The following is a 20,999-nucleotide window of genomic DNA, read 5'->3' as shown; positions in this document are numbered from 1 at the left end:
ATCGGGAGGGTCGGCGGGGGACAGGTACGACCGATCCGGCCGCTCTGACGCCGCGGGTTGACCCGCGGCGCCGGAGCGGCCGATCGCGCGCCACGGTGACCCAGCCGGCCGGCTGGGTCAGCGGCAGCTACGCTGCACCATCGCTCGCACTCCAGGAGGTTGCGCTGAGACTCGAACTGCGCGGCATCACCAAGCGGTTCGGTGATCTGGTCGCCAACGACCACATCGACCTGACGGTGGAGCCTGGAGAGATTCACGCCCTGCTCGGCGAGAACGGCGCGGGCAAGTCGACCCTGATGAACGTGCTCTACGGGCTCTACCAGCCCGACGAGGGCGAGATCCTGGTCGACGGCAAGCCGTTGAAGCTGAAGGGCCCGTCCGACGCGATCGGCGCCGGGATCGGCATGGTGCACCAGCACTTCATGCTGGTGCCGGTCTTCACCGTGGCGGAGAACGTCATGCTCGGCGCCGAGCAGGTCAAGGGCGGCATCGCCGGCTTCCTGGACCGACGCCGCGCCCGGCGCGAGGTCTCCGAGGTGTCCGAGCGCTACAACCTCCGGGTCGACCCGGACGCGGTGATCGAGGACCTGCCGGTCGGCATCCAGCAACGCGTCGAGATCGTCAAGGCGCTCACCCGCGACGTCGACCTGCTCATCCTGGACGAGCCGACCGCCGTGCTCACCCCCCAGGAGACCGAAGAACTGTTGACGGTCATGCGGTCCCTCAAGGCCGCCGGCAAGTCGATCGTCTTCATCACCCACAAACTCGGCGAGGTCAAGGCCATCGCCGACCGGATCACGGTGATCCGGCGCGGAAAGACCGTCGGCACCGCCTCACCCGAGGCCAGCCGGGACGAGTTGGCCGCGCTGATGGTCGGGCGCAACGTCCGGCTCACCGTGGACAAGTCCCCGGCCACGCCGGGGGAGCCGGTGCTCGAGGTGGCCGGGCTGGTCGTCGACGACGACCGGCAGGTTCGGGCGGTCGACGGCGTGGACCTGACCGTGCGCGCGGGCGAGGTGCTCGGCGTGGCGGGCGTCCAGGGCAACGGTCAGACCGAGCTGATCGAGGCGATCATGGGCCTGCGCCCGGTGCTCGCCGGCACGGTGAGCCTGGGCGGCGACCGGATCGACGGCTGGACGACCAAGAAGGTGCTCCGCGCCGGCGTCGGCTACGTGCCCGAGGACCGCAGCGTGGACGGCCTGGTCAAGGAGTTCAGCGTCGCGGAGAACCTGGTGCTGGACATCTACGACCGGCCGCCGTTCGGCGCAGGGCTCGCGCTCAAGCCGGATGCGATCGCCGCCTCGGCGAAGGAGCGGATCGAGCAGTTCGACGTCCGTACCTCGTCGGCCGACGCGGCGGTGGGCACCCTCTCCGGCGGCAACCAGCAGAAGGTGATCGTGGCCCGGGAGCTGTCCCGGCCGCTGAAGCTCTTCATCGCCGCCCAGCCGACCCGCGGCGTCGACGTCGGGTCGATCGAGTTCATCCACAGCCGGATCATCCGCGAGCGGGACGTCGGCACCGCCGTCATGGTGGTCTCCAGCGAACTCGACGAGGTGATCGGGTTGGCCGACCGGATCGCGGTCATGTACCGCGGCCGGATCATCGGCATCGTCGGCCCGGACACCCCGCGTGAGGCGATCGGCCTGCTGATGGCCGGCATCAGCCCGGACGCCACCGCCGAGCCCAGCGCTGCCGACGACACGGTGACCGACGAGGGCCCGGCGAGCGCCGACGGCCCCGCGAACGAGGACAAGGCATGAGCGAGCCCCGGCGAGCGAATCATCGTTACAGGGCGTCGGTGCCTCATGGCGTCACGCAGCGAAGCGGAGTGACGGCATGAGCGAGCCCCAGCGAGCGAATCATCGTTACAGGGCGTCGGTGCCTCATGGCGTCACGCAGCGAAGCGGAGTGACGGCATGAGCGACACCAGCCCGCAGTCGGGCTCCCCGGACAAGGAGCCGGCGAGCGAGGCGCAGGCCGCGCAGGACGCGCTCGCCAACACCGAACGGGCCGAGTTGGCGACCGAGCCGGGCCCGGCGGAGCCGAAGCCGGAGCCGAAGCCGAGCCTGGGCCGGCTCTTCCTGGACAACCTCTGGGCGGCCAACACCTTCACGGTGACCCTGCTGTCGCTGGTGCTGGCGATCGTGGTCGGCGCGGTGCTGATGATCATTTCTGATCCGGCGGTGCTCTCCACCTACTCGTACATCACCTCCCGCCCGTCCGACGCGATCAACTCCAGCTGGACGCTCGTCAGCGAGGCGTACGCGAACCTGTTCAAGGGCTCGATCTTCGACCCCGAGGCGTTCTCCGGCTGGCTGAACGGCACCAACGGTTGGCAGGCCGCGCTCGCGCCGATCTCCGAGACGCTGACCTACGCCGCGCCGCTGGTCTTCACCGGCCTGTCGGTGGCGCTGGCCTTCCGTGGCGGCCTGTTCAACATCGGCGCACAGGGCCAGGCCACGATCGGCGTGATCATGGCGGCGCTGGCCGGCTTCCTGCTGCCGCTGCCGCCCGGCCTGCACCTGCTGGTGGCGGTGCTGGCGGGTGCCCTGGGTGGGGCGATCTGGGGTTTCATCCCCGGCATCCTCAAGGCCCGCGCCGGCGCGCACGAGGTGATCAACACGATCATGCTCAACTACGTCGCCACGTACTTCCTCACCTGGTTGATCGTGCAGAACGGCGTGCAGGACCCGAAACGTACCGACGCGATCAGCAAGGCGGTGGACACCTCCGCTCAGCTGCCCCGACTGCTCGGTGACAACCTGCGGGTGCACGCCGGCATCCTGCTCGCCGTGCTGGCCACCTGGGCGGTCGCCTGGCTGCTGAACCGCTCGACGCTCGGCTTCGAGCTGCGAGCGGTCGGCGCCAACCCGGACGCCGCCCGCACCGCCGGTATCAGCGTCACCCGGACGTACATCCTGATCATGGTCTTCGCCGGGATCCTGGCCGGGCTCGGCGGCTCGAACATGGTGCTCGGCTCGACCGCCAGCGCGTTGACCCCGTTGGTGGTCGCGCAGGTCGGCTTCGACGGCATCCTGGTGGCGCTGCTCGGCCGGGTGAAGCCCTGGGGGGTGCTGCTGGCCGCGCTGCTGTTCGGGGCGCTACAGGCCGGTGGCAACCGGATGCAGTCGTACTCCGGGATCTCGCTGGAGTTGGTGACCGTGCTCCAGGCGCTGATCGTCATCTTCATCGCCGCGCCGGCACTGGTGAAGGCGATCTTCCAGCTCCGGGCCGCGCGGGCCGCGCGGTTGCAGACGAGCCTGGCGAAGGGCTGGTAACTCATGTCCACCATGGCTGTCCCCGACATCGCGGTCGCCCCGGTCGACGAGGGCTTCTGGACCCGTAGCCGCAAGGTCGGCCTCACGCTGCTGGCGCTCGGCCTGCTGGCTGCGGTGCTCTTCGGTGCGCTCGCCACCGACGAGCAGGCCCGCTTCACGCTCAGCGACGACGCGGCCGGTACCGCGTTGGAGATCAACGGCACGATCGGCGCGATCCTGTTCGGGATCATCGCGATCGCCGCCGGCGCGGCGCTGCTCGCCGGGGTGCCGAAGCGCTGGTTCCTGCCCGTGCTCGCTGTCGGGCTGGTCGGCTTCGTGCTCTCGTTCCTCTGCTGGCAGGTCTCCTCCGCGCCGGCCGGGCAGAACTTCATGCCGCTGGTCAACATCATCCGGGGCACCTTCATCCTGGCCCTGCCGCTGATCTTCGGCGCGCTCGCCGGGGTGCTCTGCGAGCGGTCCGGCGTGGTCAACGTGGCCATCGAGGGCCAGCTTCTGATGGGTGCGTTTAGCGGCGCGCTGTTCGGCAGCATCTCCGGCAGCGTCTGGGTGGGTCTGGTCGCTGCCGCTCTCGGTGGCGCGTTCATCTCGCTGCTGCTGGCCGTCTTCGCCATCCGCTACCTGGTCGACCAGGTCGTCATGGGCATCGTGCTGAACCTGCTGGCGGTCGGTGTCACCGGCTTCCTCTACGAGCGGCTGATGCAGACCGACGCCGCGAAATACAACAGTGCGCCCCGCTTCAGCAACTGGGAGATCCCGTTGTTGAAGGACATCCCGGTGCTCGGGCCGGCGCTGTTCCGCGGCAACATCTTCCTCTACCTCGGCCTGCTCCTGGTGCTGGTGATCCACATCGCGCTGTTCCGCACCCGGTGGGGGCTGCGCACCCGCTCGGTCGGTGAGCACCCGACCGCCGCCGACACGCTCGGCGTCAAGGTGCTGCGGGTGCGCTACCGCAACGTGCTGCTGGCCGGCGTGGTCGCGGGCATCGGCGGCGCCTCCTACACGCTGGCGCTCTACTCGTTCACCAAGAACATGATCGGCGGTAAGGGCTTCATCGCGCTCGCTGCGCTGATCTTCGGCCGGTGGAACCCGACGGGCGCGCTGCTCGCCGCGCTCTTCTTCGGCTTCGCCGACCAGCTCGCCACCTACCTGGGCGCGATCAGCAGCTCGATCCCCAGCCAGTTCCTGGCCATGCTGCCCTACCTGGCGACGATCCTGGCGGTGGCCGGGCTGGTCGGCAAGGTCCGCGCGCCGGCCGCCGACGGTAAGCCCTACATCAAGGGCTGACGCCCGCAGACGTGCCCGGCGGCGTCCCGCCGGGCACGTCGGACAGCGAGCCCACCCGGACCCTTCCCGGGTACGCCGTGGTGGTGCTCGGCGTCAGGCCGCAGCAGTCGTTCCGATCCGCTCGGAGAACTCCACGAGGCGGTTGGAGAAGCCCCACTCGTTGTCGTACCAGCCGAACACCTTGACCTGGTTGCCGACGGCCTCGGTCAGCGGCGCGTCGAAGATCGACGAGTACGGGTTGCCGACGATGTCCGCCGAGACCAGCGGCGCCTCGGAGTACTGCAGGTAGCGCCGGAGCCGCTGGGAGGCGGCCGCCTCGCGGAACGCCGCGTTGACCTCCTGGACGTCGGCGCTCCGGCGGAGGACCACGGTGAGGTCGGTGATCGAGCCCGTCGCGACCGGTACGCGTAGTGCGGCGCCGGTGAGCCGCCCGTCCAGCTCCGGGATGACCTTACCGATCGCCTTCGCGGCGCCCGACGACGTCGGGATGGTCGAGACGGCCGCCGCGCGGGCCCGGCGCAGGTCGGAGTGTGGCGCGTCGTGGAGCCGCTGGTCGCCCGTGTAGGCGTGGATGGTCGTCATCAGTCCCGACTCGATGCCGAACGAGTCGTTGAGCACCTTGGCCAGCGGCGCCAGCGAGTTCGTGGTGCAGGAGCCGTTGGAGAAGACGTCGTGGCTGTCCGGGTCGAGCCGGTCGTCGTTGACGCCGAGAACGAACGTGGGGACGTCCCCCTTGGCCGGCGCCGAGATGACGACCTTCCTCGCGCCGCCCTTGAGGTGGGCCGCCGCCGCGCCGCCGTCGGTGAAATGGCCGGTGGACTCGATCACGACGTCGGCGCCCACGTCACCCCAGGGGATGGTGGCCGGGTCGGACTGCGCGAAGACCCTCATGCGCGTGCCCTGAACGGTGATCGCGTCGCCGTCGAAGGCGACGCCGTCCAGATGGCCGGAGACCGAGTCCCACTCGAGCAGGGTGGCCAGCGTACGGGCATCGGTAAGGTCGTTGACCGCGACAACCTCGACGTCGGCGTTGTTCGCCAGGGCCGCACGCAGGTAGGTGCGCCCGATCCGTCCGAACCCGTTGATGCCGATGCGTACCGTCATGGCTTCAGTTCCTTCCTGTTGTTCTCTGGGGCGGACCCGGCTGGCGCCGCCACCCGGAGCAGGCTGAGAGCGCCGGCGCGGGCGTCGTCGAACGGGCCCGGGTCCTGCTGGGCGATCGCGAGCACATAGCCGCCCTGTAGGACGGCCATCAGGGCGTTGGCGAGTTGCTCGGGGTCGAGGTCGTCTCGCAGTTGGCCCGCGTCGACGGCCTCGCGTAGCACCGTGACCCAGCTGACGCGGACCTGGGCGAACGCGCGGGCCACCGGGGCAAGCAGCACCGGATCCTCGCGGACCTGCGGGTCCTGGGTCATCCGGCCGACCTTGCAGCCCTTGAGTGCGTCGCGGGGACGCATCAGGTATGCCTCGATCCGGGCCATCGGGTCGCCCGGATCGTCGAGTTCGGACGCGGCCGGCAGCAGGTCGGCGACGTTGCGCTCCAGGGCGGCGAGCGCGAGATCCCGCTTGGTCGGGAAGTGGTGGTACATGCTGCCCTGGCCCACGCCGGAGCGTTCGCGGACGTCACGCGGGCTGGTGTCGGCGTAGCCGCGCTCCCACATGAGCTCGCTCATCGTGTCGAGCAGTCGTTGTCGCGAGTCCATGGCATCACTGTACATACCAGTAGGTACAGAGTGCCTGAGGACCCGGCCCTGCCTGATCCTGACCTGGGCTGCTTGGGCAGAATGAGGGCATGACCGACATTGACTGGGCGCGGTTACGCGCCGCCGCCACCGACGCGATGCGGCACGCGTACGCGCCGTACTCGACGTTCCCGGTCGGCGCGGCCGCCCTGGTCGACGACGGCCGCGTGGTGGTCGGCTGCAACGTGGAGAACGCCGCGTACGGGGTGACGCTCTGCGCCGAGTGCGGGGTGGTCTCCAGCCTGCACGCGACTGGTGGCGGCCGCCTCGTCGCGCTCTCCTGCGTCGACGCCACCGGAGAGCCGCTGATGCCGTGCGGCCGGTGCCGGCAACTGCTGTGGGAACACGGCGGGCCGGAGTGCCTGATCGAGACGAAGACCCACCCGCTGCGGATGGCCGAGCTGCTGCCGCACGCCTTCGGTGTGGAGGACCTGGAGGCGGTCACCGGTGAGACGCCGCTGCCGGTGGTCCCGGAGCGGCTGGCCGCCTGGCGTGGACGCGGCACCGTCTTCGTGCACCCGGACATGTCCGCCGGGCAGCAGGTCTGGACGGCGTACTGGGAGCGGTCGGCCGGCGACGACGCGGGCGCCGAAACCGGTGTGCTGGAGGAGGCGCCCAGCTGGGGCGACCCGGCGGAGGCGATCACCTGGGGAACGGCCCGTACGCCCCGGGTCGTGGTGGTGGACGCCACCGGCACGATCTTCTGGGCCGGCGAGGGTGAGCCGCCCGCGGAGATCCCTGTTCGCTGGGCTTGATCGTCGTTGCGCCCCATAGCTGAGAGAGATCTTGATGAGTGGTTTTGCTGCTGTTGATGTCATTCGGGCCAAGCGGGACGGCGGTGTGTTGTCGGACGCGCAGATCGACTGGGTGGTCGACGCGTACACCAGGGGGGTTGTCGCCGACGAGCAGATGTCCGCGCTGGCCATGGCGATCCTGCTCAACGGCATGACCGGCCCGGAGATCGCCCGGTGGACCGCCGCGATGATCGCCAGCGGTGAGCGGCTCGACCTCTCGGCGGTACGCCGGCCGACCGTGGACAAGCACTCCACCGGCGGCGTCGGCGACAAGATCACCCTGCCGCTCACGCCGCTGGTCGCGGCGTGCGGCGCTGCCGTGCCGCAGCTGAGCGGGCGGGGTCTCGGGCACACCGGCGGCACGTTGGACAAGCTGGAGTCCATCCCCGGCTGGCGGGCCAACCTGAGCAACGACGAGTTCATCGCCCAGCTCGGCAACGTCGGTGCGGTGATCTGCGCGGCCGGCGCCGGGCTCGCCCCCGCCGACCGCAAGCTGTACGCGCTGCGCGACGTGACAGGCACCGTGGAGGCGATCCCCCTGATCGCCAGCTCGATCATGAGCAAGAAGATCGCCGAGGGCACCGGCGCGCTGGTCCTCGACGTCAAGGTCGGTTCGGGCGCCTTCATGAAGTCCGTCGACCAGGCCCGCGAGCTGGCCCGCACGATGGTCGAGTTGGGCGGCGCGCACGGCGTACGGACGGTCGCCCTGCTCACCGACATGTCCACCCCGCTCGGCCTGGCGATCGGCAACGCGGTCGAGGTGACCGAGTCGGTCGAGGTGCTGGCCGGCGGCGGGCCGGCCGACGTGGTGGAGCTGACCCTGGCCCTGGCCCGGGAGATGCTCGACGCGGCCGGGCTGCCGGACGCCGACCCGGCGGCGGCGCTGCGCGACGGCCGGGCGATGGACTCCTGGCGGGCGATGATCCGCGCGCAGGGCGGCGACCCGGACGCGCCGATGCCGAGCGCGCCGGAGGTCGAGGTGGTCCGCGCCGAGCGGGACGGGCACGTGGCGGCCGTCGACGCGTACGCCATGGGGGTTGCGGCCTGGCGGCTCGGCGCGGGCCGCGCCCGCAAGGAGGACCCGGTCAGCGTGCCGGCCGGGGTGGTGCTCCACAAGCGGCCGGGCGACGCGGTGCGGGCCGGCGACCCCCTCTACGAGCTGCGCGCCGACGACGCGACGCGGATCCCGGCGGCGCTGGCGGAGGCCGCTCGCGCGGTACGGATCGCGCCGGCCGCACCGGCCGCGACGCCGCTGGTCATCGAGCGGATCGGCTGACCCGGTCGGGCGGTCGGGTCGGCATGGTGCCGGTCATCTTGGAGCGCTATTGTCGCAGGCCAAGGGGGGACGATCGGCCTTGGGCCGTCGCGAGCAGACAGGAAGATCCGCCGTGACCGTACCTGCCCCCGACCCACGTGAGGTGCGCGAGGCGAGCCTGGACGAGCTGTCCCGGCTCGGGTTGCCGTTGCCGCCGGCCCAGTTCCCGCTCGTCTGGGAGCCGGGTGACGAAATTGAGCTGCGTCCGAGGGCGGAGATCGAGGCGCGGATCGCCGTGCTGCACCTGATCCTGGCCCGCTGTTTCGGGATGCCCCCGCAGGCGGCGATGAGCTGGCTGCTCGGTTCGCACCTGGTCGAGATGGTCACGCCGCCGGAGTGGCAGTTCGTGATGGGCGGCAAGGGCGACCACCGTTCGTTCGTGCTGCATCACGACGCGCTCTTCGCGCTGGCCTGGGTGCTGGGGTTGAGCAAGCAGCTCGATCCGACCCTGGCCGTGGACGAGCGGCTGGTGGAGCGGTTGCCGCACATCGCCGAGGGGGAGACGTTCGCCCACTGGCGAACCAGGATCCTCGCCGCCCCGCAGCACCCGGCCGACGCGGCTGCCCTGCTCGACCTGCACTACTGCCTCGACTGGGCGTACCTGGAGACCGAGCGGAGCGGTCATCGGGCGCCGGGGCTGGTCGACGCGAACGCGATCGGGCAGCGGCGCTGGGCGCTGGAGTGGGCGGTGATCCTGCGCGGGCCGTACCACGACGAGCCGCCGGGTTGGGAAGAGGTCGACCTCTCCACCTGAGCCGCGCTGCCGTCAGCGCGGCAGGTGGGCGTCCAGGTGGACCGCCAGGGTCACCCGGATCGGCTCGGGCAGCGCGGCCAGCCGTTCGGCGAGCTTGCCCGGGTCGGTGTGCCAGGCACTCGGGCCCATTCCGACCAGGGTGGCGACCTCCGGCCGGGTCAGGGTCAGCTCCGCGCGGTGCACCGTCGAGCTGGCCGGGGTGAAGTGCCCGCCCAGGCTGGCGGCGACCCGGTCGGCCTTCTCCGGGTCGACCCGCAGGAGGTCGAGGGCGTCGACCAACTCGGCGAGGTGGTCGGCGGCGGGGGTGACCACCAGCAGCGTGCCCGTCGGGTCGAGCACCCGGTGGAACTCCGGGCCGTTGCGCGGGGCGAAGACGTTCAGCAGCACTGCGGTCGAGGCGTCGGCGAGCGGCAGCCGCTGCCAGGTGTCGGCGAGCGCCGCGGCGGCCCGGGGATGCGCGCGGGCCGCGCGGCGCAGCGCCGGCTTGGACACGTCCAGGGCCAGACCCACGGCGTCGGGCAGCGCCGCCAGGACCGCGCCGAGGTGCCGGCCGGTGCCGGCGCCGACATCCACCACCAGGGGGTACGCCCCGGAGTCCGGCGCGGGCGGTTCGGCCCGTACCCCCGCTGTTGTGTCCTTTGCTCTGCTTACCTCTACGCACCGGTTCTGGTCGGACATTGGTGCGTGGGGGTAAGCAGAGCAAAGGGTGGGCGGGGCAGGTGCCGGCCGCGTCGCGGCCGTCGCGCCGAGCCGGGCGGCGGCCTCCGTCGCGGCAGCGGCGAGGGCTGCCGAAATGACGTCGTAGTGCCCGGCGGCCTGGAAGTCCGCCCGGGCGGCGACCATCTCCGCGGTGTCCCCGACGTGCGGGGCGCGACCGGCGAGCAGGTTGACGTAACCCTGTCGGGCGATGTCGAAGCTGTGCCGGCGCGGGCAGCGCAGCGCCCGGCTGGTGCCGGCGGCCGTCTCGCTCAGCGGCTCGCCACAGACCGGGCAGCGCAGCCGTTCCAGGATGCGCCCGGCCCGCTCGTCGAGCCACCGAGCTGTGTCCACGGGATCAAGTCTAGGCCGGTCCCGTCCCGGCCCAGGAGGGTCGCTGACTAGGGTCTGAGCATGGTCGCAACTATCCGATACGAGGACATCGTCAAGGTCCCGAAGGCGCTGCTGCACGACCACCTCGACGGCGGACTGCGGCCGGCGACGATCGTCGAGCTGGCCGCAGAGGTGGGCCACGAACTGCCCACCACCGATCCGGAGGCGCTCGGGCGCTGGTTCGTCGAGGCCGCCGACTCCGGGTCGCTGGAGCGCTACCTGGAGACGTTCGCGCACACCGTCGCGGTCATGCAGACCGGGCCGGCGCTGCGCCGGGTGGCGCGCGAGTGCGCCCTGGACCTGGCCGCCGACGGGGTGGTCTACGCCGAGGTGCGCTTCGCACCGGAGCAGCACCTGGAACGGGACCTGAGCCTGGACGAGGTGGTCGAGGCGGTGCTGGCCGGGTTCGCCGAGGGCACCGCGCAGGCCGCCGAGGCGGGCCTGGGCATCCGGGTGGGCACGCTGCTCACCGCCATGCGGCACGCCGCTCGCTCACAGGAGATCGCCGAGCTGGCCGTGCGGCACCGGGACGCCGGGGTGGTCGGCTTCGACATCGCCGGCGCCGAGGCGGGTTTCCCGCCCACCCGACACCTCGACGCCTTCGAATACCTCCAGCGGGAGAACTTCCACTTCACCATCCACGCCGGTGAGGCGTTCGGTCTGCCGTCGATCTGGCAGGCGATCCAGTGGTGCGGCGCGGACCGGCTCGGTCACGGCGTGCGGATCGTGGACGACATCACCCCCGGCGGGGCGCCGGTGCTCGGTCGGCTGGCCGCGTACGTCCGCGACAAGCGCATCCCGCTGGAGTTGTGCCCCTCGTCGAACGTGCAGACCGGTGCGGTGGACTCGATCGCCGACCACCCGATCGGCCTCCTGCGGGACCTGCGCTTCCGGGTCACCGTCAACACCGACAACCGGCTGATGAGCGGCACCTCCATGTCGCGGGAGATGTTCCTGCTGACGGAGACGTTCGGCTACGGCTGGCGGGAGTTGCAGTGGTTCACCATCAACGCGATGAAGAGCGCCTTCATCCCGTTCGACGAACGACTCCGGATCATCGACGAGGTGATCAAGCCGGCGTACGCCAAGCTGCTGGCCTGACCGTCAGCCGTGCGGGTGGCCGGAGAGCAGGCCGGCCACCCGGTGCAGCACCTCCCGGGCGCGGGCCGCCTCGGCGCCCAGCCCGGTCTGCCGGCGCAGCACCGCGGGTTCCGCCCGCAGCAGGGCCACCCCACGTCGGACCAGCACCCGGGGTGCCTTGCGCTGCTCGGCCAGGTCGCGGGCCAGCCGGCGCAGGAAGGTCGCGCCGCGCGGCCGGCGCAGCGCGTACGCCCCGGCGAGCAGCCCTCGCCGCCGGCACTCCTCGACGATCTCCGCGGCGAAAATCCCTTCGGCTACGAAAAGTGGCGATCCGTCGACATCGAATGTCCGGGTGGTCACCCGACGATCTGCGCCGATCGCATAAACCGGCACATCGGCTCGACCCTCGCGGGCCAGTCGGGCAATCGTTTCGACGGCCGTCCCCGCGTCCCAGGACTGAGGTGAATCCCAATCGACCTGGCCGTTTCGTCGCGGCAACGTAGGGTCATCGCCGTCCTTGTAGAAGTCGTCCAGACAAAGCACTGGCAGGCCAGTTTGCCGTGCTATGTACGACTTTCCGGAGCCAGAAGGGCCGGCGAGCAGGACAACACGATGCCGATGTTCCATTACCTTCAGTTACTCCGACCAGACGGACTGCTATCAAAACGTATCAACATCTCATCACACCTTCGGCGGGTGACAACCTGGGCTTTCTTCTTGCCGAGCGGCGTGATGGAATCTCGGGGGTCCGACCCGCCGGGTCGGTCGCTGGGCGTTGCCCGGGGCAACGCGTTCAAGCTGTAATCGCGAGGGCGGTGACGTGAGCAAACGGCCAAAGACGGCGGGCTCCTTCCTGTCGCGGCTCGGCCGGCCGGCCAGCCGGCTCCGGGACATGCCGATCTGGTCCAAGCTCGGTCTCATCATGATCGTGCCGACCATCGCCACGATCGTGGTGGGCACCAGTGGTCTCGTCGACCACCTGGAGACGCTCGACAATGCCAACCGCGCTGGCGACCTGGCTAGCCTGTCGAGTTACTCCGGTGACCTGGTCGACACACTGCAGGATGAGCGGACCACCGCCGTGCTGCTGCTCCAGGCGACCGGGACGCAGCCGAAGGCGCAGTACCAGGAGGCCTACAACCGGGTGAACACCCGGGTTGACCGGGCGACCGGCACCTACCGGCAGCAACGTGGCCAGATCGACGACCTGACGGGCAGCCTGGACGGTCTGCTCGACGGCATCGACCAGAGCCTGAAGGACCTGCCGGGCGTCCGGAGCCAGGTGTTCAGCGGCAAGCTCAAGCTCGCCGAGGCCACCCAGGCGTATGAAGGCCTGATCAACGATCTGCTCGCCATCCGTGACTCGGCCACCCAGCTCGCGGGCGACAACGACCTGAGCGACCGGATGCGCGCCGCCGCGGCGGTCGCCCGCGAGAAGGAATTCCTCGCCGTCCGCCGGGTCGTCGTGCACCGCGCGCTGGGCGTACAGGGCGGGCAGCGGCTGACTCCGGCGCTCCGCACCGAATACATCGCCAGCGGCACCGGCCAGCAGCAGGCGCTGCAGAGCTTCAAGGCCGCCGCCAGCCCCGACGAGGCGAAGTTCCACGACCAGACGGTCGCCGGCGGTGACCGCCGCGAGGCACAGAACTACATCGGCTGGATCGACGGCAACACCACCGGCGACATGCGCGGCGCGCCATTCGGCCCGGACCAGTGGGACTCGGCCATGACGGCCAACGCCAAGCTGATCCGCACCGTCGAGATGAAGCTCGACGGCGACGTGGTCGCCGAGGCCGACAACCTGCGCGCGGACGTCCAGCGCCAGGTTTTCCTGGAGACCGGCCTGCTGCTCAGCATGCTGCTGCTGGCCATCCTCTTCGCGTACCTGGTCGCCCGCTCGATGGCCCGCTCCCTGCGCGAGCTGCGCCAGGGTGCCCTCGCGGTCGCCCAGTACGGCCTACCGCAGGCGGTGGCCCGACTCCGTGACCCGCAGGTCGTCGGCCAGCTCTCCCCGGTGCAGTTGGCCAACCAGATCGCCGAGCCGCTGCCGGTCCGCAGCAAGGACGAGTTCGGTCAGGTGACCGAGGCGTTCAACGCCGTCCACCTGGAAGCCGTCCGGACGGCCGCCGAGCAGGCCGCACTGCGCGCCTCCGTCGCGACCATGTTCGTCAACCTCGCCCGCCGTTCGCAGATCCTGGTCGACCGCCTCATCGGGCACCTCGACCGGTTGGAACGCGGCGAGGAGGACCCGGACCGGCTGGCCGAGCTGTTCCAGCTCGACCACCTGGCCACCCGGATGCGCCGCAACGACGAGAACCTGCTCGTGCTCGCGGGCGCCGACTCCACCCGCGTGCAGCGCGAGCCCGCCGCTCTCATCGACGTGCTGCGCGCCGCCCAGTCCGAGGTCGAGCACTACACCCGGATCGAGTTCGGGGTCATCGACCGCGACATCGAGGTCGCCGCGCACGCGGTCAACGACCTGGTGCACCTCGTCGCCGAGCTGTTCGACAACGCCACCGCGTTCTCCCCTCCGGACTCGCAGGTGATGGTCGAGGCCCGCCGGGTCGGCGACCGCGCCTCGCTCTACGTCGAGGACCGCGGCATCGGCATCAGCCGCGAGCAGCTGCACGAGCTCAACGAGCGGCTCGCGACGCCCCCACAGGTGGACGTGGCCGTGTCCCGGATGATGGGCCTGGTCGTGGTCGCCCGCCTGGCGTCGCGGCACGGGGTCCGTGTCGAGCTGCGTCCCGGCGCCGACCGCGGCACGGTCGCGGACGTGACTCTGCCGACCTCGGTGCTGGTGCCCCGGGCGCTCTCCGGCCGGCAGCAGCAGCCGCCGGCCCTGCCCGCGGCTGGCCCGCAGTACGGCGGGCCACCGCCGGCGCTCGGCGCGCTGCCCGCGCTCGGCAACGGCCCTCGTCCCAGCGAGTCCGGCAACCAGGTCACCCTGGGCGGTCGGCCGTTCGACCCGGCTTCGCGCAACGGCGCCGGCACGCCCGCCAACACCGGTGCGTACCGCTCGATGCCGGCCTGGTCCGACCTGACCGGCGCGAGCGCGACGAACGGCGCCAACGGCGGCGATGGGTTCACCCCCCGGACGACCAACGGCCAGTCGATCGATCCGCTGCCGCAGCGCCGGGCCGGCGACGAGCCCACGACCACCGGTCAGCAGCAGCCGGGCATCCCCCGGCAGCTGCCCAGCAGCCCGGAAGCGCGCCCGTACTCCGCGCCGCCGGTCTCCGCGCAGCCGTACTCCGGCGCGCCGGTCTCCGCCTCGCCGTCCTCCGGCCAGCCGTACTCCGGGCAGCCCTACTCGGGTGCGCCGTACGGCAGCCCGCCGGTGTCCGCCGCTCCGGCCTCCGGCCAGCCGTACGCCGGCCCGCCGGTGTCCGCGTCGCCGTCCTCGGGCCAGCCGTACTCCGGCCAGCCGTATTCGGCGCCACCCGCCTCCGGGCAGCCGTACTCTGGGCAGCCATATTCGGCGCCGCCCGCCTCGGCGCAGCCGTACTCGGCGCCGCCGGCAGCCGGCCAGTCGTTCAGCGGCTTCACGCCCCGGTCCGCCCCGCCCGACCCTGGGCCGAGCGCCCCCGCGCCGCCGGCCTGGCCGCCGGTGCCGGGCGGCGAGCGGGACACGCAGACCCCGCCGGTGCCCGAGCGGCTCGCCGCCGCCCTGGACATGACGACGGAGCTGCCCCGGGTGCCGCGCGCCGAGCAGCAGACCGCCGCGGCTCAGCCACCGGCGACTCCCGCGCCGGCACAGAGCCGTCCGGCGCCCCAGCAGCCGCAGGCCCAGAACCGGCAGCGGTACGCGGACGAGACCATGGAGCTGCCGATCTTCCGGGAGCTCGAGTCGGCCTGGTTCCGTACCCGCCGTCCGGGTCCGGAGGAGGCGGCTGCCGCCGCCAAGCCGGCGGCGAACGGCGGCGACGCGACCCAGCAGCTCGCCACGGTCGAGGCCACCGGTCGGACAGTCCACAAGACACCACCCGGGACGACAGGTAACACGCCGATGGCAGAGACTCCGACGACCGGAGGAGCGCCGCGGGACAACGGGTCGACAGCGAACGGGGGCGCACGCCCCAGTCTCGCCGAGAGCCTGCCGAACCGCCGGCCCCAGCCGCAGACCAACGGTTGGCAGACCGCCGCCGACGACGGCTGGCGTGCCGCCTCGGCAGCGGCCAGCGCGGCCCCGGTGAACGAGACCACCACGACCGGTCTGCCGAAGCGCAAGCCGATGGCGCAGCTGGTGCCGGGCGCGGTTGAGAAGCCTGCCACCTCGGTCCAGCGGCGTTCCCCGGAGGCGGTCCGTGGCCTGCTCTCCGCCTACCACCGGGGCGTGCAGCGAGGGCGTAACACCTCGGACACCCCGACCAGCCCGGAGGCGACTCCGGGAGGGCAGCAATCCTCGCAGTCTGGCTCAGGCCCAGCGGCCGGGAGCGGGCAGAAGGAGCAAGAAGGATGACAACTACGCAGGATCTTGGTTGGCTGCTGGCCAACTTCGCCGACCGGGTGCCCGGTGTCGCGCATGCGGTCGCCGTCTCGGCGGACGGCCTGCTTCTCGCGTCGTCACGGGATCTGCCGCGGGACCGGGCCGACCAGCTCGCCGCGATCGCGTCCGGTCTGGTCAGTCTGACCCAGGGGGCGGCCCGCTGCTTCGAGGGAGGCGCCGTACTCCAGACCGTCGTAGAGATGGACAATGGCTTCCTGTTCCTGATGTCCATCTCGGACGGCTCGTCCTTCGCGGTGCTGGCCGCCCGCAGCTCGGACGTGGGGCAGGTTGGCTACGAGATGGCACTACTGGTCGACCGGGTGGGCGACGCCCTGACCCCGCAGCCGCGTGCGGCCGCGGGCATGCTGGGCTGACGTCCCACCAACCTGAGGTTGGCGCAACTGCAACGACAACAACGACGAGTTTCACCGGTGGGAGCCGGTACCGGGTGCGAAGGAGGTGAGCGGCGACATGGCCGATCGTGACGAACCGACCGGAGCGTTGGTCCGTCCATACGCCGTGACCCGTGGTCGTACCCGTCCCCGGCTCGACATCGCGCTGGAGGCGCTCGTCGAGACGACGGTGCGCGGCCGGGCCGCTGCTCATGGCAACGGTGGCCAGGGCCGCGAACACCAGTACATCGCCGCGCTGTGTGACGGACGCGTGCAATCGCTCGCTGAGATCGCGGCGCGGATGCAGCTCCCGCTCGGTGTGGCCCGGGTGCTCATCGCCGACATGGCGACGGACGGCCTGGTCGCGGTCCACGAGCCGACCATCCTGGACGACTCCGACGACGCGGTGGGCACTGAACTGCTGGAGAGGGTGCTGAGTGGACTTCGCAGGCTCTGACATGTCGCACCGCCCGCCGAACCCGAGCGGGCGCGTGACGTCGGCGAAGATCGTTATTGCCGGTGGGTTCGGCGTCGGTAAGACGACGCTGGTCGGCTCGGTCTCGGAGATCACGCCGCTGACCACTGAGGCCATCATGACCTCCGCTGGCGTGGGCGTCGACGACACCCGGCAGGTGCCGGGCAAGACGACGACCACGGTGGCCATGGACTTCGGCCGGATCTCGATCGACCGTGACCTGATCCTGTACCTCTTCGGTACGCCGGGTCAGACCCGATTCTGGTTCATGTGGGACGAACTGGTCCGGGGCGCGATCGGCGCGGTCGTGCTGGTGGACACCCGCCGGCTGGCCGACTGCTTCGCGGCGATCGACTTCTTCGAGCACCGGCGGCTGCCGTACCTGGTGGCCATCAACTGCTTCGACGGGATGCAGTACCACGACCCGCAGGACGTTCGGGACGCCTTGGCGATCTCGAGCGACGTGCCGGTGGTGGCCTGCGACGCCCGTAACCGGGAGTCGACGAAGCACGTGCTGATCTCGCTGGTCGAGTACGTGCTCACCATGCGCCGTACGCGCGCCGTCGCCCCGGCCTGACCGGGACGATCCCGCGCCCGGTGGTGGCCCTGGCCGCCACCGGGCGCTGAGTGCTGCCCGAGCCCACACCCCTCCCGGGCGCGCCTGCGCAACGCAAAAAGATCTTGGATGGGAGCCAGCCCGCCACAGGGGCCACTCATGTCCAAGATCTTTTGCGTTGGTGGGGGAGAAGGTGCCGAACCCGGTGCCCCGCCCTCAGGTTCGATGTCTGAGGGCGGGACGGGCACGTGTGGCGGAGCCGGGACTGCCGGTCGGTCAGGACTGGTAGCCGGCGGAGCGGTACTCGTACTCGCGGTCGTCGTCGCGGTCGCCGTGGTCGCGGCTGAAATCCCAGCCGCCGGCAGCCTCGCGACCCGGCCGGCCGCCCACCGCGAACCCGCCGATCTCCTGCCCGCGACGCCAGCCGCGGAAGTAGCCGGTGGTGTTCTCGGCGAGGCTTGCCGCGTCACGCACTATCCGCAGCGGACGCTCCTCGCGTATCGGGGAACCGGGGACCAGGTTGGCCTGCGGCACCCGCTTCGGCAGTCCGGCGTTGGTCTCGGCGCCCACCGAGGGGCGTGCGGCCTGCTCGGCGGCCTGCCAACCGGTGTCGGCCGTGGTCGACCAGTCCAGGTCGGACTCCTCGGCCTGCCCGACGAACCAGGCGGACTTGGCCTGCGCGAAGATCAGCAGGTCACCGTCGCCCTCGTCGGCCACCGGCGGCGGCCGGTGCTCGACCGGCGGTGCCGGCCGGTGCTCGGGGGCACGGTCGACGCGAGGCGCGGGGCGGCCGTTGCGGGCGGCCTGCTCCCGGTCGACGAGCCGCAGCGGCGGCGTCTCCAGGCGCGGGTCGGTCGACGGGTTGAGCCCCTCCCGCAGCGCCCGGTCGGCCAGCGGTGGCGGCTCGACGAGCCGCAACATCGGTGGCTCCTGCGGCAGGTCGTCGGCGAGCCAGGGCGGGGTGACCCGACCGTCGGCCCGCCCCGGGTCCGTCGGGGCGTCGATGCCACGGCCGCCGCCATACGAGTAGGCGGCCGGGTTGTTCGGCGAACTGTCGGCCGGGTCCTCCGGATTGTTGACCAGCGGCCAGTTCGCCCGGGAGCCCGGAGGCGCCTGCTCCTGGCCCGGCCGGGGGGCGGGCACCGGGATGCTGAGGTCGGTGGCGCTGAACCCGCCGGTGGGCGGCTCGTCGACCGGCCGCTGCAGGTGACTCGGTCGTTCGCCGTTGGTCTTGGGGCGGGGCGGGATGACCGTGCGCTGCCGCTCGGCCCGCGCGTTGTTGATCGCGGCGGTGGTCAGGGTCGGCCGGAACGGCTCGCCCGCCTCGGCCGGCGGGACGGTGCCACGCTGCGCCGGAGCGATCGGGGTGATCCCGGGCGGCGGGGGCGGCGGCGAGGAGACCGGGCGGTTGGTCGGGCCGTCGATCCGGCTCGGGAGCGGCTCGGCGCGGCCGGGGAGCGCCGACACCGGCGGGCCGGCCATCGCGGCGGCCGGTGCGATCGGTGCGGGTGCGACCGGCGGCGGAGTGATCGGGGCCGGGGCGACCGGCGGCGGGCCGAGCGGGCGCGGTGACGCCAGCGGGGCGCTGCCCGGGGCCGGCTCGGGGCGGCTGCGTCGGCCGACGACGGGTGTGGGCTCGGCGGCGGTCGGGGTCGGTCGGACGGCACGCAGGCCGGCGCCGGTGTTGGTCAGGCTGGTGTCGGCGTTGGTCAGGCCGGCCAGCTCGCCGATCGAGTCGCCACGACGGGTGGCGGCCCGGCGACCGGGAGCCGGAGCGGGCGTCCTGACCCGCGCGCTGAGCGCGCTCACCAGCGCCTCGCAACCGGCGTCGCAGGCGCGTACGGAGGCTACGGCCTGCCGGACCGTCTCGGCCACGGCCGAGGTGAGTGCCCGGTTGACCGTGGCGCGGCGCGGCGTCTCCGAGATGGCGACCCGCAGCGCGGTGACCGCCTCGTTGATCTCTTCGGCGTCGGCCACCCCGTCCGCCGCGAGGTGCGCGGCGATGGCGTCGGCGGCGACGGACACCTCACGACCCCGGGCGACGGTGCCGCCGAGCATGCCCGGCTCGGGCAGTGCGTCAAGCACCGCCAGCGAGACCGGTTCGGCCGGATCCGGGTACGCGCGCAGCGCCGCCGGGTAGAGCTCCCGCAGCACCTCACGCAGCGCCACCGCGGCGGAGTGCCGACCGCTGGCCAGGGCGGCGTGCGCGGCGAGCACCTGCTTGTAGCCGGCGAGGTCCCGGGGCGCCGGCAGCGTGACAGCGGAGAGCGCACCCGCCTGCAACGCACGGGCCAGACCGACGGCACGCCGCTCGGCCGGCGGTGACTGCATCTCCTCCAGCGAGTCGTCGTCGGCGAACCGCTCGGCGAAGTCGTCCACCGAGTCGTCGTCCGCGATCGCCAGGGGGCGACCCGCCGCGCTCAACAGCGAGGTGACCGTGTGGTCGTCGCTGTCGGCGGCGATGGCCGCACCACTCGGCCCGCCCGACCGCTCCACGAGCAGCGCGACGAGCTGGGCGTAGCCAGCCGCGTCATCACTGATCTCGCTGACATGAAGCAGACGGCCTGCGTCGTCGACCACCGCGGACGTCAGCGTCGACCTGACCGGAGCCGGTCGGTCAGCCGAATCCGCCGAGGCCAGACCGCAGTACACGCGCACGAGCGCCAAGGCGTCGTCCTCCTCCCGGGACAGGTCTTTCTACTGCCAGCAACTGATGCTCCCCGGTACGGGTCAGTCGCGCCAGTCCACGACCGCAGAGATCTTGCCGACAATGGTGCGCCAACCCAGACTTGCGGTTTGTGCCCCGATTTTTTTCAACCGCCGCCGGCCCATGAAACCGCCGATCCCGCCGTTGACCGTTGCCCGCAGTGCCTCGTCCAGGTTGTCGAGGCTGGAACCGGCGGAGAGCATGTCCAGGACCGCGGGCAGCCGCAACGCGTACGCCAGGTCACGGGCGACCTCGCCGGCCTCGATGAGCAGGGTCGAATCCCAGGCGTCGTGCCCGCCGCGCAGGTTCTCCACCACGAGGTCGAGCTCGTAGGTGTCCTCGTCGAGCGGCACGATATCGGCCGGCTCCACCCGTTCGGACAATTCATTCCAGCTGTCCAGTTGGGACAGGTCATTCGGTGCGCCGGAACGGATGAAACTCACCAACGACTCGGGGGTCTTGAACAGCAGCAGCTTGCCCCGGTGGCTGAGGAAGGCCGGCACCTCCTCGTCGTCCGCCTCGTCGGTGGCGTCCTCGTCGTCGGCCTCGTCGTCGTCGGTCGCGTCGGCGTCCGTGGTGCCGCCCCGGCGACGACGCGACGGCTCGTCCTCGTCGCTGTCGGCGAACTCCTCGGCCAGCTCCTCGTCGAGGATGACGACCTCCTCGTCGTCCTCCTCCTCGATGGCCTGGCGGCGGGCGAGGAACGGGTCGTCCTGGTCGCGCTCGGTCACGTCGGTCGGGGTCAGCGACCCCGCAGGCCGGTACGCCCGCAGCGTGAAGCCGGTGCCGGCGGGCAGGGCGATCTCCACCGGGTCGATCCGCAGTTCCTCCCAGAGCGCCCGGTCGATCGCGGCGCGGGGGGTGTCGGCCTCGTCGGCCTCGTCGGGCTCGGGGCCGGTGGTGTCGTCGAGCTCGGGCTCGTCGGCGTCGGGCCGTTGGGGCGACTGGCGGGCCACGCTGACCTCCGTGTGCTTCGGGTTGCTGACCCGTCGGCGTCTCGAACCGACGAGTGACTCTGGGCACATACCCTAGTCGGCGGCTCGG

General features: G+C 71.7%; 17 protein-coding genes. 11 read left to right on the top strand and 6 right to left on the bottom strand.

All coding sequences use genetic code 11. From position 1 onward, the window contains the following. The first annotated feature begins 95 nt into the window (after nucleotides 1-95). From ABZ808_RS21600 to ABZ808_RS21590, 3 genes are all read left to right on the top strand, one after another. Nucleotides 96-1,760, top strand: coding sequence for an ABC transporter ATP-binding protein (locus ABZ808_RS21600; RefSeq protein WP_357009253.1), 1,665 nt, complete (start codon nucleotides 96-98; stop codon nucleotides 1,758-1,760). A 156-nt stretch (nucleotides 1,761-1,916) separates the two neighbouring features. After that, nucleotides 1,917-3,278, top strand: coding sequence for an ABC transporter permease (locus ABZ808_RS21595; protein ID WP_357009249.1), 1,362 nt, complete (start codon nucleotides 1,917-1,919; stop codon nucleotides 3,276-3,278). A 3-nt stretch (nucleotides 3,279-3,281) separates the two neighbouring features. Then, nucleotides 3,282-4,562, top strand: a complete 1,281-nt coding sequence (locus tag ABZ808_RS21590; RefSeq protein ID WP_357009246.1) for an ABC transporter permease — start codon at nucleotides 3,282-3,284, stop codon at nucleotides 4,560-4,562. 93 nt (nucleotides 4,563-4,655) lie between these two features. Here ABZ808_RS21590 and gap read toward each other — a convergent pair whose 3' ends face one another. Next, nucleotides 4,656-5,666 carry a type I glyceraldehyde-3-phosphate dehydrogenase gene (gene gap, locus ABZ808_RS21585; protein WP_357009243.1) on the bottom strand — a complete coding sequence of 337 codons (1,011 nt, stop codon included), beginning with the start codon at nucleotides 5,664-5,666 and terminating at the stop codon, nucleotides 4,656-4,658. After that, the gene (locus tag ABZ808_RS21580; RefSeq protein ID WP_357009241.1) at nucleotides 5,663-6,265 is read right to left on the bottom strand and encodes a TetR/AcrR family transcriptional regulator; all 603 of its coding nucleotides are present in this window, start codon (nucleotides 6,263-6,265) and stop codon (nucleotides 5,663-5,665) included. The genes gap and ABZ808_RS21580 overlap by 4 nt, the downstream gene beginning before the upstream one ends. A gap of 89 nt (nucleotides 6,266-6,354) precedes the next feature. Between ABZ808_RS21580 and ABZ808_RS21575 the strand changes: the two genes are divergently transcribed. The 3 genes from ABZ808_RS21575 (at nucleotide 6,355) to ABZ808_RS21565 (ending at nucleotide 9,167) form a co-directional block, all read left to right on the top strand. Next, entirely contained in the window at nucleotides 6,355-7,059 is a 705-nt protein-coding gene (locus ABZ808_RS21575) for a cytidine deaminase (RefSeq protein WP_357009238.1), read from the top strand. A 34-nt stretch (nucleotides 7,060-7,093) separates the two neighbouring features. Continuing rightward, entirely contained in the window at nucleotides 7,094-8,374 is a 1,281-nt protein-coding gene (locus tag ABZ808_RS21570) for a thymidine phosphorylase (protein WP_357009236.1), read from the top strand. A 112-nt stretch (nucleotides 8,375-8,486) separates the two neighbouring features. Next, complete coding sequence (locus ABZ808_RS21565) at nucleotides 8,487-9,167, top strand: DUF4272 domain-containing protein (RefSeq protein ID WP_357009233.1); 681 nt, start codon at nucleotides 8,487-8,489, stop codon at nucleotides 9,165-9,167. A gap of 12 nt (nucleotides 9,168-9,179) precedes the next feature. Here the strand turns inward: ABZ808_RS21565 and ABZ808_RS21560 are convergent, their stop codons facing one another. Next, complete coding sequence (locus ABZ808_RS21560) at nucleotides 9,180-10,217, bottom strand: putative RNA methyltransferase (RefSeq protein ID WP_357009230.1); 1,038 nt, start codon at nucleotides 10,215-10,217, stop codon at nucleotides 9,180-9,182. Between the two features lie 60 nt (nucleotides 10,218-10,277). Between ABZ808_RS21560 and ABZ808_RS21555 the strand changes: the two genes are divergently transcribed. Further along, a complete protein-coding gene (locus tag ABZ808_RS21555; protein ID WP_357009228.1) occupies nucleotides 10,278-11,357 on the top strand; it encodes an adenosine deaminase in 1,080 nt (359 codons plus the stop codon). Between the two features lie 3 nt (nucleotides 11,358-11,360). On the opposite strand, the gene ABZ808_RS21550 is transcribed toward ABZ808_RS21555, so the two are convergent. Then, nucleotides 11,361-11,696, bottom strand: coding sequence for a hypothetical protein (locus ABZ808_RS21550; RefSeq protein WP_357009225.1), 336 nt, complete (start codon nucleotides 11,694-11,696; stop codon nucleotides 11,361-11,363). A 460-nt stretch (nucleotides 11,697-12,156) separates the two neighbouring features. Between ABZ808_RS21550 and ABZ808_RS21545 the strand changes: the two genes are divergently transcribed. The 4 genes from ABZ808_RS21545 to ABZ808_RS21530 all read left to right on the top strand — a co-directional run bounded on the left by ABZ808_RS21545 (nucleotide 12,157) and on the right by ABZ808_RS21530 (nucleotide 17,269). After that, nucleotides 12,157-15,798, top strand: a complete 3,642-nt coding sequence (locus tag ABZ808_RS21545; RefSeq protein ID WP_357009222.1) for a nitrate- and nitrite sensing domain-containing protein — start codon at nucleotides 12,157-12,159, stop codon at nucleotides 15,796-15,798. Continuing rightward, complete coding sequence (locus ABZ808_RS21540) at nucleotides 15,795-16,199, top strand: roadblock/LC7 domain-containing protein (protein ID WP_007455462.1); 405 nt, start codon at nucleotides 15,795-15,797, stop codon at nucleotides 16,197-16,199. Before ABZ808_RS21545 ends, ABZ808_RS21540 begins: the two co-directional genes overlap by 4 nt. 97 nt (nucleotides 16,200-16,296) lie before the next feature. Further along, nucleotides 16,297-16,674, top strand: coding sequence for a DUF742 domain-containing protein (locus ABZ808_RS21535; RefSeq protein WP_355592580.1), 378 nt, complete (start codon nucleotides 16,297-16,299; stop codon nucleotides 16,672-16,674). A gap of 1 nt (nucleotide 16,675) precedes the next feature. After that, a complete protein-coding gene (locus ABZ808_RS21530) occupies nucleotides 16,676-17,269 on the top strand; it encodes an ATP/GTP-binding protein (RefSeq protein WP_007455465.1) in 594 nt (197 codons plus the stop codon). A 255-nt stretch (nucleotides 17,270-17,524) separates the two neighbouring features. Here ABZ808_RS21530 and ABZ808_RS21525 read toward each other — a convergent pair whose 3' ends face one another. Together ABZ808_RS21525 and ABZ808_RS21520 are read right to left on the bottom strand one after the other, a co-directional pair. Continuing rightward, a complete protein-coding gene (locus tag ABZ808_RS21525) occupies nucleotides 17,525-19,939 on the bottom strand; it encodes a transposase (RefSeq protein ID WP_357009576.1) in 2,415 nt (804 codons plus the stop codon). Nucleotides 19,940-19,978: 39 nt separating this feature from the next. Beyond that, a complete protein-coding gene (locus tag ABZ808_RS21520; protein WP_357009219.1) occupies nucleotides 19,979-20,980 on the bottom strand; it encodes a DNA primase in 1,002 nt (333 codons plus the stop codon). Between the last annotated feature and the right edge of the window lie 19 nt (nucleotides 20,981-20,999).

It is taken from the genome of Micromonospora sp. NPDC047527, assembly GCF_040643015.1.
In the GTDB taxonomy this organism is placed as follows: domain Bacteria; phylum Actinomycetota; class Actinomycetes; order Mycobacteriales; family Micromonosporaceae; genus Micromonospora.
This window is presented reverse-complemented; position numbering and strand designations above follow the sequence as displayed.